Origin of the sequence: Pseudarthrobacter sp. 902506025 (genome assembly GCF_040702325.1) — a bacterium.
Taxonomy (GTDB): Bacteria; Actinomycetota; Actinomycetes; order Actinomycetales; family Micrococcaceae; genus Arthrobacter.
In genome coordinates, this window is the sequence record NZ_JBFBKW010000003.1 from 499895 (window position 1) to 513616 (window position 13722).

15 protein-coding genes and 1 tRNA gene are annotated in these 13722 nt (G+C 66.8%); 9 read left to right on the plus strand and 7 right to left on the minus strand.

Annotated elements, in window-relative coordinates; all coding sequences use genetic code 11:
- Positions 1 to 33 precede the first annotated feature (33 nt).
- The gene (locus AB0280_RS09585; RefSeq protein WP_159631253.1) at positions 34 to 312 is read left to right on the plus strand and encodes a putative quinol monooxygenase; all 279 of its coding nucleotides are present in this window, start codon (positions 34 to 36) and stop codon (positions 310 to 312) included.
- Between the two features lie 67 nt (positions 313 to 379).
- On the opposite strand, the gene AB0280_RS09590 is transcribed toward AB0280_RS09585, so the two are convergent.
- Both AB0280_RS09590 and AB0280_RS09595 read right to left on the minus strand, forming a co-directional pair.
- A complete protein-coding gene (locus AB0280_RS09590) occupies positions 380 to 814 on the minus strand; it encodes a thioredoxin family protein (protein WP_366367032.1) in 435 nt (144 codons plus the stop codon).
- A gap of 93 nt (positions 815 to 907) precedes the next feature.
- Entirely contained in the window at positions 908 to 1462 is a 555-nt protein-coding gene (locus AB0280_RS09595; protein ID WP_275179680.1) for an acyl-CoA thioesterase, read from the minus strand.
- A 71-nt stretch (positions 1463 to 1533) separates the two neighbouring features.
- On the opposite strand from AB0280_RS09595, the gene AB0280_RS09600 reads away from it, so the two are divergent.
- Together AB0280_RS09600 and AB0280_RS09605 are read left to right on the plus strand one after the other, a co-directional pair.
- The gene (locus AB0280_RS09600) at positions 1534 to 2268 is read left to right on the plus strand and encodes a potassium channel family protein (protein ID WP_366367034.1); all 735 of its coding nucleotides are present in this window, start codon (positions 1534 to 1536) and stop codon (positions 2266 to 2268) included.
- A 338-nt stretch (positions 2269 to 2606) separates the two neighbouring features.
- Entirely contained in the window at positions 2607 to 3560 is a 954-nt protein-coding gene (locus AB0280_RS09605; protein WP_366367037.1) for a LysM peptidoglycan-binding domain-containing protein, read from the plus strand.
- Positions 3561 to 3693: 133 nt separating this feature from the next.
- On the opposite strand, the gene AB0280_RS09610 is transcribed toward AB0280_RS09605, so the two are convergent.
- The 3 genes from AB0280_RS09610 to AB0280_RS09620 form a co-directional block, all read right to left on the minus strand.
- The gene (locus AB0280_RS09610; protein ID WP_366367039.1) at positions 3694 to 4119 is read right to left on the minus strand and encodes a CBS domain-containing protein; all 426 of its coding nucleotides are present in this window, start codon (positions 4117 to 4119) and stop codon (positions 3694 to 3696) included.
- Positions 4120 to 4553: 434 nt separating this feature from the next.
- Positions 4554 to 4635, minus strand: a tRNA-Tyr gene (locus AB0280_RS09615).
- 166 nt (positions 4636 to 4801) lie between these two features.
- On the minus strand, positions 4802 to 5056 hold the full coding sequence (locus AB0280_RS09620) for a hypothetical protein (RefSeq protein ID WP_224026718.1): 255 nt from the start codon (positions 5054 to 5056) through the stop codon (positions 4802 to 4804).
- A gap of 184 nt (positions 5057 to 5240) precedes the next feature.
- Here AB0280_RS09620 and AB0280_RS09625 point away from each other — a divergent pair, with 184 nt between their 5' ends.
- The 4 genes from AB0280_RS09625 (at position 5241) to efeB (ending at position 9460) form a co-directional block, all read left to right on the plus strand.
- On the plus strand, positions 5241 to 5732 hold the full coding sequence (locus tag AB0280_RS09625) for a YajQ family cyclic di-GMP-binding protein (RefSeq protein WP_159631240.1): 492 nt from the start codon (positions 5241 to 5243) through the stop codon (positions 5730 to 5732).
- Positions 5733 to 6005: 273 nt separating this feature from the next.
- Entirely contained in the window at positions 6006 to 6863 is an 858-nt protein-coding gene (gene efeU / locus AB0280_RS09630; protein WP_366367041.1) for an iron uptake transporter permease EfeU, read from the plus strand.
- A gap of 30 nt (positions 6864 to 6893) precedes the next feature.
- Positions 6894 to 8087, plus strand: coding sequence for an iron uptake system protein EfeO (gene efeO, locus AB0280_RS09635; RefSeq protein ID WP_307492577.1), 1194 nt, complete (start codon positions 6894 to 6896; stop codon positions 8085 to 8087).
- On the plus strand, positions 8084 to 9460 hold the full coding sequence (efeB, locus tag AB0280_RS09640) for an iron uptake transporter deferrochelatase/peroxidase subunit (protein WP_425328594.1): 1377 nt from the start codon (positions 8084 to 8086) through the stop codon (positions 9458 to 9460). The genes efeO and efeB overlap by 4 nt, the downstream gene beginning before the upstream one ends.
- Before the next feature lie 29 nt (positions 9461 to 9489).
- Here the strand turns inward: efeB and htpX are convergent, their stop codons facing one another.
- Positions 9490 to 10356: a zinc metalloprotease HtpX gene (gene htpX, locus AB0280_RS09645; protein WP_366367043.1), complete on the minus strand. Its 867-nt coding sequence runs from the start codon at positions 10354 to 10356 to the stop codon at positions 9490 to 9492.
- Between the two features lie 28 nt (positions 10357 to 10384).
- Positions 10385 to 11656 carry an MFS transporter gene (locus tag AB0280_RS09650; RefSeq protein ID WP_366367044.1) on the minus strand — a complete coding sequence of 424 codons (1272 nt, stop codon included), beginning with the start codon at positions 11654 to 11656 and terminating at the stop codon, positions 10385 to 10387.
- A gap of 75 nt (positions 11657 to 11731) precedes the next feature.
- Here AB0280_RS09650 and AB0280_RS09655 point away from each other — a divergent pair, with 75 nt between their 5' ends.
- Positions 11732 to 12217 (plus strand): Fur family transcriptional regulator, encoded by a 486-nt coding sequence (locus AB0280_RS09655; RefSeq protein WP_307492571.1) that lies wholly within the window; start codon positions 11732 to 11734, stop codon positions 12215 to 12217.
- A 7-nt stretch (positions 12218 to 12224) separates the two neighbouring features.
- Positions 12225 to 13721, plus strand: coding sequence for a catalase (locus AB0280_RS09660; protein WP_366367045.1), 1497 nt, complete (start codon positions 12225 to 12227; stop codon positions 13719 to 13721).
- The last annotated feature ends 1 nt before the right edge of the window (position 13722 follow it).

Genomic DNA, 13722 nt, shown 5'->3' on the forward strand with positions numbered 1-13722 from the left:
GTTCGTTCCCGGGCGCCCGGTATTGTGAAATCCATGAGTGCACCCATTGACCTGATAGCAACGTTCATCCCCAACGACGGCGAGTTCCACCGCGTCAAGCTGGCCCTGGAAATCGCCATCGACGAGGTGGTGAAGGAGCCAGGCTGCATCCAGTACGAACTGACCGAAGCCACTGAAGAGAAGCTGGTCCTGACCGAGCAGTGGGCCTCCGAAGAGGACCTGGACAGGCACTCCAAGGGCATCGCCGTGCAGGACCTGAACGAATCGCTGAGCGCGCTGCTGGCCGAACCGGTCAAGGTGGAACGCGTCTAGCGCAGCCGTTAAACGCAGAATGCGGGACCTCCGGAGGGAGGTCCCGCATTCTGCGTTTAACCGGTTTTTAGAAGTCGGGAATCTGGGTGCCGTCCTGCGGGCCGCCCTGGCCGGCAGGCTTGGCCGCCGCGGCTGCCGCTTCTTCGCGCTGCTTGGCCACATGGGCGTGGACCTCGTCCATGTCCAGCGCCTTCACGGCGTCCACCACCTGTTCCAGCTGCTGGGCATTGAGGGCGCCGGGCTGGGAGAACACCAGCACCTTTTCACGGAAGGCCATCAGCGTGGGAATGGAGGTTATGCCTGCCTCCGCGGCGAGCTGCTGCTCCGCTTCGGTGTCCACCTTGGTGAAGAGGACGTCCGGGTGCTTCTCGGAGACTGACGAGTAAGTGGGGCCGAACTGCTTGCAGGGGCCGCACCATTCTGCCCAGAAATCGACCAGGACAATGTCGTTTCCTTCAATCGTCGATGCGAACTGTTCACCTGTGATGTCAAGGGTAGCCATGTGTCCACGGTACGCGTCCGGCCGGGGACTGTCGCGCTTGTTCGCTCCCCGCGTCATTGGGAATACCGGAGGGACGACGGCGGCCGGCCGGGTTCAGGCGGTGGCATCCCAGAGATGCGGTGCCGGGGTGCGGCTGCCGGGCAGGGCACTTGAGGCCCGCCATTCGTGGATCCATTCGGGAAGGACCAGGTCCGCCGGCGGGGCGCCGAACTCCTCAAGGATGTCTTCCTGGCTGACCGGGCCCGTCCTGGTGACCAGCCGGGTGGCGATATAGGCACGCGCGTAGATTTCGCCGTCGGACACCATGCGCTGCTCGAAGAAGATTGCCTTGGTGTCCAGCCCGATGATGCGGGTTTCGATGGCGTACTCCTGCCACAGCTGCAGGGATTTGCGGAAGGAAATGGTCTCCGCGGACACCACCGGGCTCCAGCCGCGGCGGCGCATCCGCTTCCAGACGCCGCTGCGCACCATCAGGTCGAACCGGCCCAGGTCCATCAGGGACAGGTACATGCCGTTGTTGACGTGCATGGCGATGTCGATGTCCGTGGGAAGGACGCGCAGGGGCAGGGACGACGGGTCCCACACCGCCAACGGTGGACGGCGGCCGGAGCGGAAGAGCATAAGGAGGGTTCTCAGGAGCAGGTGCATGCCTCAATGTTACCCGCCGGTAACATTTTGCGGGAGGGCGGCCCGTACCCCAGCCCCGTAGGATTTCCTGCATGACGCAGCAACGCTACCGGGCCCTGGCGGAGTGGCCTTTGATGGCTACCGGCCTGGTGTTCCTGGCCGCGTACGCCTGGCAGGTGATCGGCCGGATCGAAGGCACGGGAGCGGACTGGCTCGAGGGCGCCATGTGGGTCACCTGGTGCGTCTTTGTCCTGGACTACGCGGCAAACCTGTGGCTGGCGGAAAACCGCAGGCAGTGGTTCGTCCGGAACCTGCACGAGCTGGTGATCGTGGCGCTGCCGTTCTTCCGGCCCCTGCGGCTGCTGCGCCTGGTGACGCTGTTGTCCGTGCTGCACCGGACCGTGGGCGAAACGCTGCGCGGCCGGGTGGTCACTTACGTGGCAGCGTCCGCGGCGTTGCTGGTTTTCGTGGGGGCCCTGGCCGTGCTGGACGTGGAACAGTGGGCGCCCGACGCCAAGATCACCACGTTCGGTGACGCCCTGTGGTGGGCCACCGCCACCATCACCACCGTGGGCTACGGGGACATGTACCCCGTGACACCCATCGGCCGCCTGGTGGCCACAGCCCTCATGATGAGCGGGATCGCGGTCCTCGGTGTGGTGACGGCGTCCATCGCCTCCTGGCTGGTCCAAAGGGTGGAAGACACAGCCGAAACGGTGGCCGAGGCCGTGGAGGAACCGGTGCGGGCCGAGGTGGCCGAGCTGGTCAGCGAGATCGCCCTTCTGCGGCGGGAGATCGCGGAACTGCGGGAACGCCGGCCCTTTTAACGGCAAGTATCCAACGTTCCGGCGTCGAGTAGCGACCCCGTTCCGGGCGAGTAGCGGGCCGGCAAAATCGGGTAACTCCTACTGGTGCCCCTGCGTTGCCCCATTCCTAGACTCGGGATTCCTAGGACCAACACGCACTGGCAGGTCCCCCGGGTGGCTTCCGGGAGCTCCTGCCGTCACGCGGAGCCCCGCATTTTCTGGGTATGCGGATGCCTCCAACCTGCGCCGCTTCCGACTCCGGCCCCCGCCGGAGCCGGCGGCGCAATAACATCTCGCTTCGTCCAGCGTCCTGGTGTGCACGCAGCGCCCCGGCGGGACCGAACACTGATGGGCAACCCATGAACCAGCCTTCCTTCCCCTCCCCCGACGGCACCAGCAGAAGCTTCGCCACCGACGAACCCCGCACCGACCTCACCACCGGCCGGCCGGTCATCAGCAACAAACTATGGGCCGGCATGGCCACGGCAGCGGTGGTGGCGGCGGTGGGCGTCGGCGCCATGGCGGCCCCGCCCGCGTCCCTCAACGGGAGCACGACGGCGGCGGCGCAGGTAGCAGAGGCACCCGCGCCGCCGTCGGCAAGCAGCGCCGACCCAACACCTCCTGCAGCCGCTCCCGGCGCGGCGGAAGCAGTGGCAGCGCAGGCGGCCGCTCCGGCCGCAGAAGCGCCGGCCCCACCGGCCGACCCGGCTCCGGCTCCGCCGCCCGCAGCACCTGAGCCTACGGCCGCATCGGTCCCCGAACCTGCCGGCGACCCCAATCTGTACACGGTGGTCCCGGGCGACACCGTCGGGGCGATCGCGGCCAGCCATGGCGTGGACATGAATGCCATGCTCGCGGCCAACGGATTGAGTGCGTACAGCATCATCTACCCGGGCGAAACGCTCCTGTTGACCGGCCCGCCGATCGCAGTTGCCGAGCCTGCCCCTGTCCCGGCTGCCGCGCCCGCCCCCGCAGCGGCACCGGTTGCTGCGCAGGCATCCGCTCCGGCCGCCGTTGCGCCGGCGGCTCCTGCCGTCCGGACCATTTACGTGGCCGGTTCGGGTGGCCAGTCCATGGTGGACGCCTGCATCGGGCCCATCCACTACACCCCCAATGACGGCTACTCCCTGTTCATCACCGAACACGATTTCTGCGGTGGCTGGGCCCGGTTCTCAGGAATCGGCGTGGGTGAGACTGTGAGCATCCCGGGTTACGGAACGTACACGGTGACCGGGCGCGGCACAGTGCCAAATCCCGGAACCACCAATGACGTCATCTCGGTGTTCGGCGGCTTTCCCCGGGCGATCCTGTAGACCTGCATTCCCGGGACCAGCACCATGCTCCTGGTCGCGCTGAACTGAAATTCCGGGATTCATAAGCTTGTCCGCGGATCCGGGCCTTCAAGGGCCGGATCCGCGGACAAGCCAATGACGCGCCAGTGGCACGCTACACGCCGTGGCGTTCTGAAATGTGTTCCACCAGTTCGCCCACGCGCTGTTCGGAGTAGTTGCGGGCAATATCGCCCTGGCTGATGATGCCTACCAGTTTGTGGTCCGAGATCACCGGGAGCCTGCGGACCTGGTGCTGCTCCATCATGTCGATGGCTGCACCAACGTTGGCGTCGGCGTCGATGCAGAACGGCTTGCCGGCAGCGAGCTCGCGGGCCATCATCTGTCCGGGGTCGCGGCCGGCGGCAACGCACTTGAGCACGATGTCACGGTCAGTGATCATGCCCTTCAGCTTGCCGTCGTCACCGCAAATGGGAAGCGCTCCGCAGTCGAGGTCCATCATCATGCGGGCCGCGTCCGTCAGTGACTCTGTTTCCCTGACGCACCGCGCGTCAGTGGTCATGAATTCACGTACAGCACTCATTGAATCCTCCTTCATCGATGGATTATCGACGCAGGGCATCGGAGCACATGCGCCGATGCTGCCAGATTACGCCCGCACCAACATGGTGTCGACGGCGGATGGAGCGTTGCCGCCACTTCCCTTCCAACGCCCCATCACCTCCCGCCGCATTCGCGCCGATGCCCCATCAGATTTGGTGAAGCTCGCCGACATACTGCCGCGGCCACGTGCCCGGCGGACTGCGGGATACGCGGGAGGTGATCGCGCGTCCCCGGATCCGGGACGGGACGTGATCGCGCGTCCCCGGATCCAGGACCGGACGTGATCGCGCGTCCCCGGGATTGGGACGGGAGGTGATCGCGCGTCCCCGGATTTCCGGCGGGAAGTGATGGCGCGTTCGGGGCGGGAACGAAAAAGCCTCCGGAACCTGATAGTTCCGGAGGCTTCTCATTGGGTGGCAGATGAGGGATTCGAACCCCCGTAGGCGTTGCCAGCTGATTTACAGTCAGCCCCCTTTGGCCGCTCGGGTAATCTGCCGAACTTCAAAAGAAGTACCCGCCGATGCAGTGGGCGGAAGGGTCCGTTTCCGGTCCTTCCCGCTTCAGTAACCGCGGGCAAGACAACTTTACAGAACTTCCGGCGAAGAATCGAATCGGGCCTTCCGTGGCCGCAAAACCAGCAAAATGGCGGGGTATTTCGGCCCTTAGGCCTCCCCCAGGATCCGTCCCGCCAGCTTGGCTTCGAAGCTGAGCGCCTGCTCCTCGGTGATCTGGTTGAGCTGCACGGCCCGCTGGAGGTCGGCGCGGACCCCGTCCATCCGGGCAGAGGCATCCGCCACGGGACTGAAGACAATTGAGGCCGCCACTGCGGCCGCCGCCACCGAGGACGCTGCGGCAGCCACCGCCCCTGCTGCCGTACTGGTGCTCCGGGTAACGTAACGGGCGGCTTTGCGGTGCATGGTGTTCCCTTCAACTGCGGTCCAACTGCTCCAACTCTCGCCAGCCCTCCTTCGTTCCCCCGGTGCGTCCGCTGAGAGGGAACTGTGAATGCGCCGCCCCCATCGGCCCGGCCATCCGTATTAGGCTGGATGCCAGTGATCCAGGCCCTGTATCCGCACGGGGCTCCATCAACAAAGGAGAGTCATGGCAGGCGAGTCAACGTTCGACGTCGTAAGCAAAGTGGACAAGCAGGAAGTGGCCAACGCGCTCAACCAGTCCCAGAAGGAAATCGCCCAGCGCTATGACTTCAAGGGCGTTGGCGCCGAGATCGACTTCAGCGGCGAAAAGATCCTCATGAAGGCCAACTCGGAAGAGCGTGTCAAGGCCGTCCTGGATGTTTTCCAGTCCAAGCTGATCAAGCGCGGCATCTCGCTGAAGTCCCTGGACGAGGGGGAACCCTACGCCTCGGGCAAGGAGTACCGCCTGGAGGCCTCCATCAAGGAAGGCATTGCCCAGGACCTGGCCAAGAAGATCAACAAGCTCATCCGCGACGAAGCACCCAAGTCGGTCAAGTCGCAGATCCAGGGCGACGAACTGCGTGTTTCCTCCAAGTCGCGTGACGACCTGCAGGCCACCATGGCGCTGCTGAAGGACTTCGAGGAAGCAGACCTGCAGTTTGTGAACTTCCGCAGCTAGTCACCCGCCGCCGTCGTTTTCGACGCGGAGAAAGTTACACGCCACGCCTAGAGGCCGGTGCAGCCCGCATTCCGGGTGCGCCGGCCTTTTTGCTTGTCGCCCCCGTTTTACGCAGCGCGGAACCGGCAGGGCGCTTGGGGCCCGGGAGTTTGGGGCCCCGGGGGGGTAATCTGGGGACAATTACGGCACGTTTAGTTTGCGTAATCGACGGCGCCGGGTAATCTCTTCCTTAGGCCTGCCTAAGTAAGGGCAGCCTGAGCGAAAGAACACTTCATGACTGCCAATTTCCTGATCGGCCTGCGCGAAGGACTCGAAGCCACCCTGGTGGTGGTCCTCCTCATGGCCTACCTGGCCAAAACGGACCGCCGCCATCTCATTCCCCGGTTGTGGGTGGGCGTGGCAGCGGCCGTTGCAGTGTCCGTTGCCTTCGGCGCCCTGCTGACCTTCGGCCCCAAAGGCCTCACCTTCGAAGCGCAGGAGGCCATCGGCGGCACCCTGTCCATCGCCGCCGTCGGCCTGGTGACGTGGATGGTCTTCTGGATGGCACGCACCGCACGGACCCTGGGCAGCGACCTGAAATCCCGCGTGGACAGGTCCGCGGGCGGAGCAGGTTGGGGGCTGGCCGTCGTGGCCGCCATCGCGGTGGGACGCGAGGGCCTGGAAACAGCCCTCTTCCTCTGGGCAGCAGCCAAGGCGACGGGCGAATCCACCCAGCCGCTCATCGGCGCCCTCCTGGGCCTGGCCGCCGCGGCTGGCTTCGGCTACCTGCTGCACCGGGGTGTCCTGAAAGTGAACCTCTCGCGTTTCTTCTCCTGGACGGGCGCGGCCCTGATCATCATCGCCGGCGGCGTGCTGTCCTACGGGATCCATGACCTCCAGGAAGCCGGAATGCTCCCGGGCCTGCACTCCCTGGCCTTTGACATCAGCGGCGCCGTCCCGCCGTCGTCCTGGTACGGCACCCTGCTCAAGGGCACCCTCAACTTCTCCCCCGCCACCACCTGGCTGGAGGCCGGAGCCTGGCTGCTCTACGTGCTGCCCGTGCTGTTCCTGTACCTCCGGATCAACCGCAAAGCACCGCCCGGCCCTGCCGGCTCCCACAACACTGCCGTCAAGGCCGTAGCCGCCGCCTAAATCCCCCTCACCCGCACCAAAGGAATCCCCATGCCTGGCTTCACCCTGCCCAAAAACGCCCGCGTCCCCGGGACGAAAATCGCTTCCCTGGCCGCCGCGGTCGTCGCCGTGCCGTTGATCCTCACGGGCTGCACGGACAACACCAAGGCCCCGGACACTGCCGGGGGCGCCATTGACGTCGTCAGCTCGAACAGCGAATGCAAGGTCTCCGCCACCAGCGTGCCCAGCGGCAACCTCACGTTCTCGGTCAAGAATGAGGGTACCGAAGTCACGGAGTTCTACCTGCTGGCCGCGGACGGGCTGCGCATCCTTGGCGAGGTGGAGAACATCGGCCCGGGCCTGAGCCGCAACCTGGTGGTGACCGCACCCGCCGGCACGTACACCACCGCGTGCAAGCCCGGCATGGAAGGCGACGGGATCAGGGCTGCGCTGGAGGTCACCCCGTCCGGCAACCAGCGGCCGGCGGACGCGGATTTCCAGCACCTCCTCGACACCGCCACCACGCAGTACGCGTCCTACGTCAAGGACCAGGGCGAACAGCTGCTCACCGGGACCGAACAGTTCGCCGCGGCCTTCGCTGCCGGTGACGCGGCGACGGCGCGTGGGCTGTACGCCGCAACGCGCCAGCACTGGGAGCGGATTGAGCCCGTCGCCGAGTCCTTCGGGGACCTGGACCCGCAGCTTGACGCCCGCGAGGCCGATCTCGAGCCGGGCCAGGAGTGGACCGGGTGGCACCGCGCGGAGAAGGACCTGTTCCCGCCTGCCGGCTACACGGCGTTGACCGCCGCCGAGCGCTCAGCCATCGCCGACCGCATGGTGGCCGACACCAAGGACCTCGTTGAGCGCACCCGCACACTGGAGATCTCCGCGGACATGCTGGGCAACGGCGCCAAGGAGCTCCTGGATGAAGTTGCCACCGGAAAAGCGACAGGTGAAGAGGAAATCTGGTCGCACACGGACCTTTGGGACTTCCAGGCGAACGTGGACGGTGCCCGCATCGCGTTCGAAAACCTCAAGCCGGCCCTGCAGCAGAAGGATGCCGCACTGGCCGCATCGCTGGATGAGAAGTTCGCCGCGCTGCAGGCCGAACTCGCCACCCATGCCCAGGGTGCCGCCTTCACCTCCTACGACAAGCTGACGCCGGAACAGGTCCAGCGGCTGGCCTCCCTGGTGGACGCCCTTGGGGAGCCCCTGTCCCGGCTGACGGCGGCGGTGGTCCTGTGACCGGCTGCCCGTTCAGCGGCCGGGCGCCGGAGGCCTCGGAGCCGGCCACCGGCCCCGCTTCCACCCAGGCACCGTTGGACCCCGCCGGAGGGGAAGGGCCGACGGCGGGCGCACGCCTGAGCAGGCGCGGACTGTTTGGCATCGCCGGACTGGGTGGGGCTGCGGCGGGACTGGCGGCCGGCTTCCTTGGCCACGACGCGGTGGCGGCCTCCGCGGCACCTCCTGCCGCCGACAGTCCGGTGGTCCCCTTCCACGGGGACCACCAGGCCGGCATCACCACCCCCGCCCAGGACCGCCTGCACATGGCCGCGTTCGACGTCACCACCACCAAACGCGAAGAACTCATCCAGCTGCTCAAAGACTGGACACGCGCGGCCGAAGCCCTGACCGAAGGCCGCCCGGCCGGCGCAACCGGCGCGGTGGATGGCCCCTACGGCGCCCCGCCCGAGGACACCGGCGAGGCCCTGGACCTCAACGCGGGCAAGCTGACCCTGACCTTCGGCTTCGGCGCCGGCCTGTTCGAGAAGGACGGCGTGCCCCGGTTTGGCCTGGACGGCCGGCGGCCCGAGGCCCTGATCGACCTGCCGCACTTCCCCGGCGACGACCTGGACCCCGCCCGCAGCGGCGGCGACCTGGTGGTCCAGGCCTGTGCCGACGACCCCCAGGTTGCCGTCCACGCCATCCGGAACCTGGCCAGGATCGGGTTCGGCAAGGTCCGGGTGCGGTGGTCCCAGCTGGGATTCGGCCGGACCTCGTCCACTACCCGCGCCCAGCAGACCCCGCGGAACCTCTTCGGCTTCAAGGACGGCACCAACAACCTCAAGGTCGAGGACGACCAACTGCTGGACCAGCACGTGTGGGCCACGGCCGGCCGGCCTGAAGATGCCTGGCTGGCGGGCGGCAGCTACCTGGTGGCGCGGCGGATCCGGATGCACATCGAGACCTGGGACCGGACGTCGCTGGGCGAGCAGGAGGGCCTGATCGGCAGGACCAAGGGCACGGGCGCACCCCTGTCCGGCGGCGAGGAATTCACCGAGCCCGACTTCACCCGGCAAGGCAAAGGCGGCAAACCCCTGATTCCGCTCGATTCCCACATGCGGATGGCCCACCCCAGCCAGAACAGCGGCGTCCGGATGCTGCGCCGGGGCTACAACTACACGGACGGTTCCGACGGCGTAGGCCACCTCGATGCCGGCCTGTTCTTCATCGCCTTCGTCACCGATCCCCGGAGCCACTACGTCCCCATGCAGATGGCAATGGCCAAGGGCGACACCCTGGCCGTGGAGTACCTGAAGCACACGGGCTCGGGGCTGTTCGCCGTTCCCGGCGGGGTGAAGCCCGGCGGATTCATCGGGGACGGGCTGTTCGCATAGCCGCTCGGATGTCCGACGGCGGGTCCCGGCTACGGCTGCCGGCCCGCCATCCGCTCCAGCCGGGCGATCCGGTCCCGCATGGGCGGGTGGGTGGCGAACAGCTTGTTCATGCCGCCGCCGCGGAACGGGTTGGCGATCATCAGGTGCGAGGCGTTGACCAGCCGCTGGTCCTGCGGCAGCGGGGCAATACTGACGCCGCGCTCGATCTTGGCCAGGGCTGAGGCGAGCGCCAGCGGATCGCCGGTGAGCTGCGAACCGTCCTCGTCGGCGTCGTACTCCCTGGTGCGGGAGATGGCCATCTGGATCAGCGACGCCGCGAAAGGTGCCAGCAGGGCCATGGCGATCATGGCCAGCGGGTTGGCGTTGCGCCGGTCTCCGCCGCCGAAGAACAGCAGCATCTGCCCCACCGAGGTGATCACGCCGGCGACCGCTGCGGCCACGGACGAGGTGAGGATGTCGCGGTTGTAGACGTGCATGAGCTCGTGGCCCAGGACGCCGCGGAGTTCGCGCGGGTCCAGCAGCCGCAGGATGCCCTCGGTGCAGCAGACGGCGGCGTTTTGCGGGTTGCGGCCGGTGGCGAAGGCGTTGGGGTTCAGGGTGGGCGAGACGTAGATCCGCGGCATGGGCTGGTTGGCGCGCATGGAGAGCTCGCGGACAATCTGGTACAGCTGCGGCGCCTGGGCTTCGGTCACCGGGAAGGCCTGCATGGAGCGGATGGCGATCTTGTCGCTGTTCCAGTACCCGTAGAGCGTGGTGCCGACGCCGATCAGGGCCATGATCCAGATGGGCGCCGAACTGCGGGCGCCGACCCCGATGATCGCACCGAGGCCCAGCAGGACTGCCCACAGCACCCCGAAAAGCGCGGCGGTCTTCAGGCCGTTGTGATGGTTGTGCACGTTTCCTCCTTGCTTAAGGAACGGCTTGCTAGGGCACCGGGTTCCGGGCATCGTACTTCCGGAAGCCGGGCTGGAGTTTCGCCGCGAGCCATGCCCCCGCAATGCACAGCGCACCGCCGAGCAGCAGGACCCAGCCCTCATTCAAGAGCTTAGTCGCGCCGCCGGCCAGCAGGTCCCCGATCCGGGGGCCGCCGGCCACCACCACGATGAACACCCCCTGGAGGCGTCCGCGCAGGTGGTCCGGGGCCGCGGCCTGCAGGATGGTGTTCCGGAAGACGCTGCTGATGGAGTCGGCGATCCCGGCCAGCGCACAGCAGAAGGCGGCGGGCAGGAGCCACAGGGTGACGGCACCGTCCGGCGCGGGCCCGGCGAGCAGCACCACCAGGCCGAAGGCGCCAATGGACGCACCCCAGCCCATGACGGAAACCACGACGGCGGTCCCCTGGCGGCGCACGCTGCCCAGCGGACCGGAGAACAGGCCGGCCAGGAAGGCCCCGACGGCGGTGCAGGCCAGCAGGATGCCCACGGTCGCCTCGCCGCCTCCGATCATGAGGGCAGCGACGGCGGGGAGCAGCGCCCGCGGCTGGGCAAGGACCATGGCCACGAGGTCGATGATGAAGGTCATCCGGAGGTTGGGGCGCGTTCCCAGGAAGCGGAAACCCTCAACCACGGAACGAAGTCCCACTTTGCTGCGGGTTCCGGCGGGTGGCATGGGCGGAAGCCGGTAGACGGCCCATAGGACGAACGCGAAGCTGGCGAAGTCGATGGTGTATGTCCAGCCGAACCCCAGCCACGCCACCAGGACGCCGGCCAGCAGCGGCCCGGCGGTCATGGCCAGGCCCAGGGACAGCATGCTCAGGGCGTTGGCGGCGGGCAGGAGTTCCTTGCGCAGGAGCATAGGGATGATGGCACTGCGGGCCGGCTGGTTGATGGCCTGGGCCCCGCTTTGCAGCGCCACCAGCAGGTACAGCACCCACACGTTGCCCAGCTGCAGCCATGCCTGCAGCGCGATCAGGCCGGTGGTCAGCCAGAGGACCGTGGAGGCCAGCAGGGCGATGCGCCGGCGGTCGTGCGCGTCCGCAATGGAGCCGCCCATCAGGCCGCCCACCACCAGGGGAACCAGCGCGAAGATGCCCAGCAGGCCAACGTAGAAGCTGTCCTGGGTCAGCCGGTACACCTCAAGGCTCACGGCCACCAGGGTGAGTTGGCTGCCGACGGCGGACACTGCCGATCCCAGCCACAGCCGGCGGAATGCGGGGCTTTCCTTGAGCGGCGTGACATCGGCAAGAATTTTCCCCACCCCGCAACATTAGCGGGCGACACGGTAAGCCGAGCCTTATTGTGAGTTATTAATAATAAGTGCTTCAATGGAGCCATGACGGAGCACTTTGATGGCCAGGACGCATGGGCTGCAGCCCTGCGCGCCCATGGTCGCAGGGTGACCAAGCAGCGGCTCGCTGTACTCGCCGCCGTCGAACGCCACCCGCATTCCCCAGCCGAAAGCATCCTTGCCGCCGCCCGGACGGAACTGCCGGAACTCACGGCGCAGTCCGTCTATGTGGTCCTCGGCGACCTGACGGACCTGCACATGCTGCGCCGGTTCGAGCCGCCGCACTCCCCCGCCCTGTACGAGACACGGGTGGACGACAACCACCACCACGCCATCTGCATCAGTTGCGGCCGCGTGGAAGACGTGGACTGCGCCGTCGGCCACGCCCCCTGCCTTACACCGCACTGGAACCCGGACGCCAAGCCGATGACCATCCAGATTGCGGACGTCATGTACCAAGGCATCTGCCAGGAATGCCAGCAGGCCCAACAGCTACCTCCCCCCAGTCCCTCGCAAGAAAAAGAGAAATAGGAGAACAATGACTGCCGTTTCCACGACCCAGTCAGGTGCACCGGTTACGTCCGACGCACACTCGAAGTCAGTTGGTGCCGATGGTGCCATCATCCTGACTGACCACTACCTGGTGGAAAAGCTCGCCCAGTTCAACCGTGAGCGGGTTCCGGAGCGCGTAGTGCACGCCAAGGGCGGCGGCGCATTCGGTACGTTCAAGGCCACCGAGGACATCTCCAAGTACACCAAGGCAGCGTTCCTGCAGCCTGGCGTCGAGACCGAGATGCTGATCCGCTTCTCCTCCGTGGCCGGCGAGAACGGCTCCCCGGATACCTGGCGCGACCCCCGCGGTTTCGCCGTGAAGTTTTACACCTCCGAGGGCAACTACGACCTCGTGGGCAACAACACCCCCGTCTTCTTCATCCGCGACGGCATCAAGTTCCCGGACTTCATCCACTCCCAGAAGCGCCTGCCCGGCACGCACCTGCGCGACGCCGACATGCAGTGGGACTTCTGGACCCTGTCCCCCGAGTCCGCCCACCAGGTCACCTGGCTGATGGGCGACCGCGGCCTGCCCGCCTCCTGGCGCGAGATGCAGGGCTACGGCTCGCACACCTACCAGTGGATCAACGCCGAGGGCGAGCGTTTCTGGGTCAAGTACCACTTCAAGTCCAACCAGGGCGTGAACTCCATGACCTCCGAGCAGGCCGAACAGCTTGCCGGCTCCGACGCGGACTTCTACATCCGCGACCTGTCCGAGAACATCGAAGCCGGCAACTTCCCGTCCTGGGACCTGCACGTGCAGGTCATGCCGTACGAGGATGCCAAGACCTACCGCTTCAACCCGTTCGACCTCACCAAGGTGTGGCCGCACGCGGACTACCCGCTGATCAAGGTGGGCACCATGGAGCTGAACAAGAACCCGGAGAACTACTTCGCGCAGATCGAGCAGGCCACCTTCGCGCCGTCGAACTTCGTGCCCGGCATCGCCGCTTCCCCGGACAAGATGCTGCAGGCCCGCATCTTCTCCTACGCGGACGCACACCGCTACCGCGTGGGCACCAACCACGCCCAGATCCCGGTGAACCAGCCCAAGAACCAGGTCAACAACTACAGCCAGGACGGCCAGGGACGTTTCCTCTTCAACGCCCCCTCCGTTCCGGTCTACGCGCCGAATACCTTTGGCGGCCCGGCTGCCGTTGAGCCGCAGAACCCGGCCGGCGGCTGGGAGAACGACGGCGAGCTGACCCTCGCCGCGCACTCCCTCCACGCCGAGGATGGCGACTTCGTTCAGGCCGGCGCGCTGTACCGCGAGGTCTACAACGAAGGTGAAAAGGCCCGTTTCCTGGAGACCATCACCGGTGCTGTGGGCGGCGTGAAGCGCTCCGACATCAAGGAACGTGCCATCCAGTACTGGACCAACGTCGACGCCGAGCTGGGCGCCAAGCTCCGCGCCAACCTCGGCGCCGGTGCCGCCCCGTCGGCTCCGGCTTCGGACGCTGAGTCCGCCAACAAGATCGGCTAGT

Coding starts and splice junctions, on each gene's coding strand:
- efeO (WP_307492577.1), top strand. CDS start 6,894: ATGCCTGGCTTCACCCTGCCCAAAAACGCCCGCGTCCCCGGGACGAAA.
- AB0280_RS09585 (WP_159631253.1), top strand. CDS start 34: ATGAGTGCACCCATTGACCTGATAGCAACGTTCATCCCCAACGACGGC.
- AB0280_RS09625 (WP_159631240.1), top strand. CDS start 5,241: ATGGCAGGCGAGTCAACGTTCGACGTCGTAAGCAAAGTGGACAAGCAG.
- efeU (WP_366367041.1), top strand. CDS start 6,006: ATGACTGCCAATTTCCTGATCGGCCTGCGCGAAGGACTCGAAGCCACC.
- AB0280_RS09595 (WP_275179680.1), bottom strand. CDS start 1,462: ATGCACCTGCTCCTGAGAACCCTCCTTATGCTCTTCCGCTCCGGCCGC.
- AB0280_RS09655 (WP_307492571.1), top strand. CDS start 11,732: ATGACGGAGCACTTTGATGGCCAGGACGCATGGGCTGCAGCCCTGCGC.
- AB0280_RS09590 (WP_366367032.1), bottom strand. CDS start 814: ATGGCTACCCTTGACATCACAGGTGAACAGTTCGCATCGACGATTGAA.
- AB0280_RS09610 (WP_366367039.1), bottom strand. CDS start 4,119: ATGAGTGCTGTACGTGAATTCATGACCACTGACGCGCGGTGCGTCAGG.
- AB0280_RS09660 (WP_366367045.1), top strand. CDS start 12,225: ATGACTGCCGTTTCCACGACCCAGTCAGGTGCACCGGTTACGTCCGAC.
- AB0280_RS09605 (WP_366367037.1), top strand. CDS start 2,607: ATGAACCAGCCTTCCTTCCCCTCCCCCGACGGCACCAGCAGAAGCTTC.
- AB0280_RS09620 (WP_224026718.1), bottom strand. CDS start 5,056: ATGCACCGCAAAGCCGCCCGTTACGTTACCCGGAGCACCAGTACGGCA.
- AB0280_RS09600 (WP_366367034.1), top strand. CDS start 1,534: ATGACGCAGCAACGCTACCGGGCCCTGGCGGAGTGGCCTTTGATGGCT.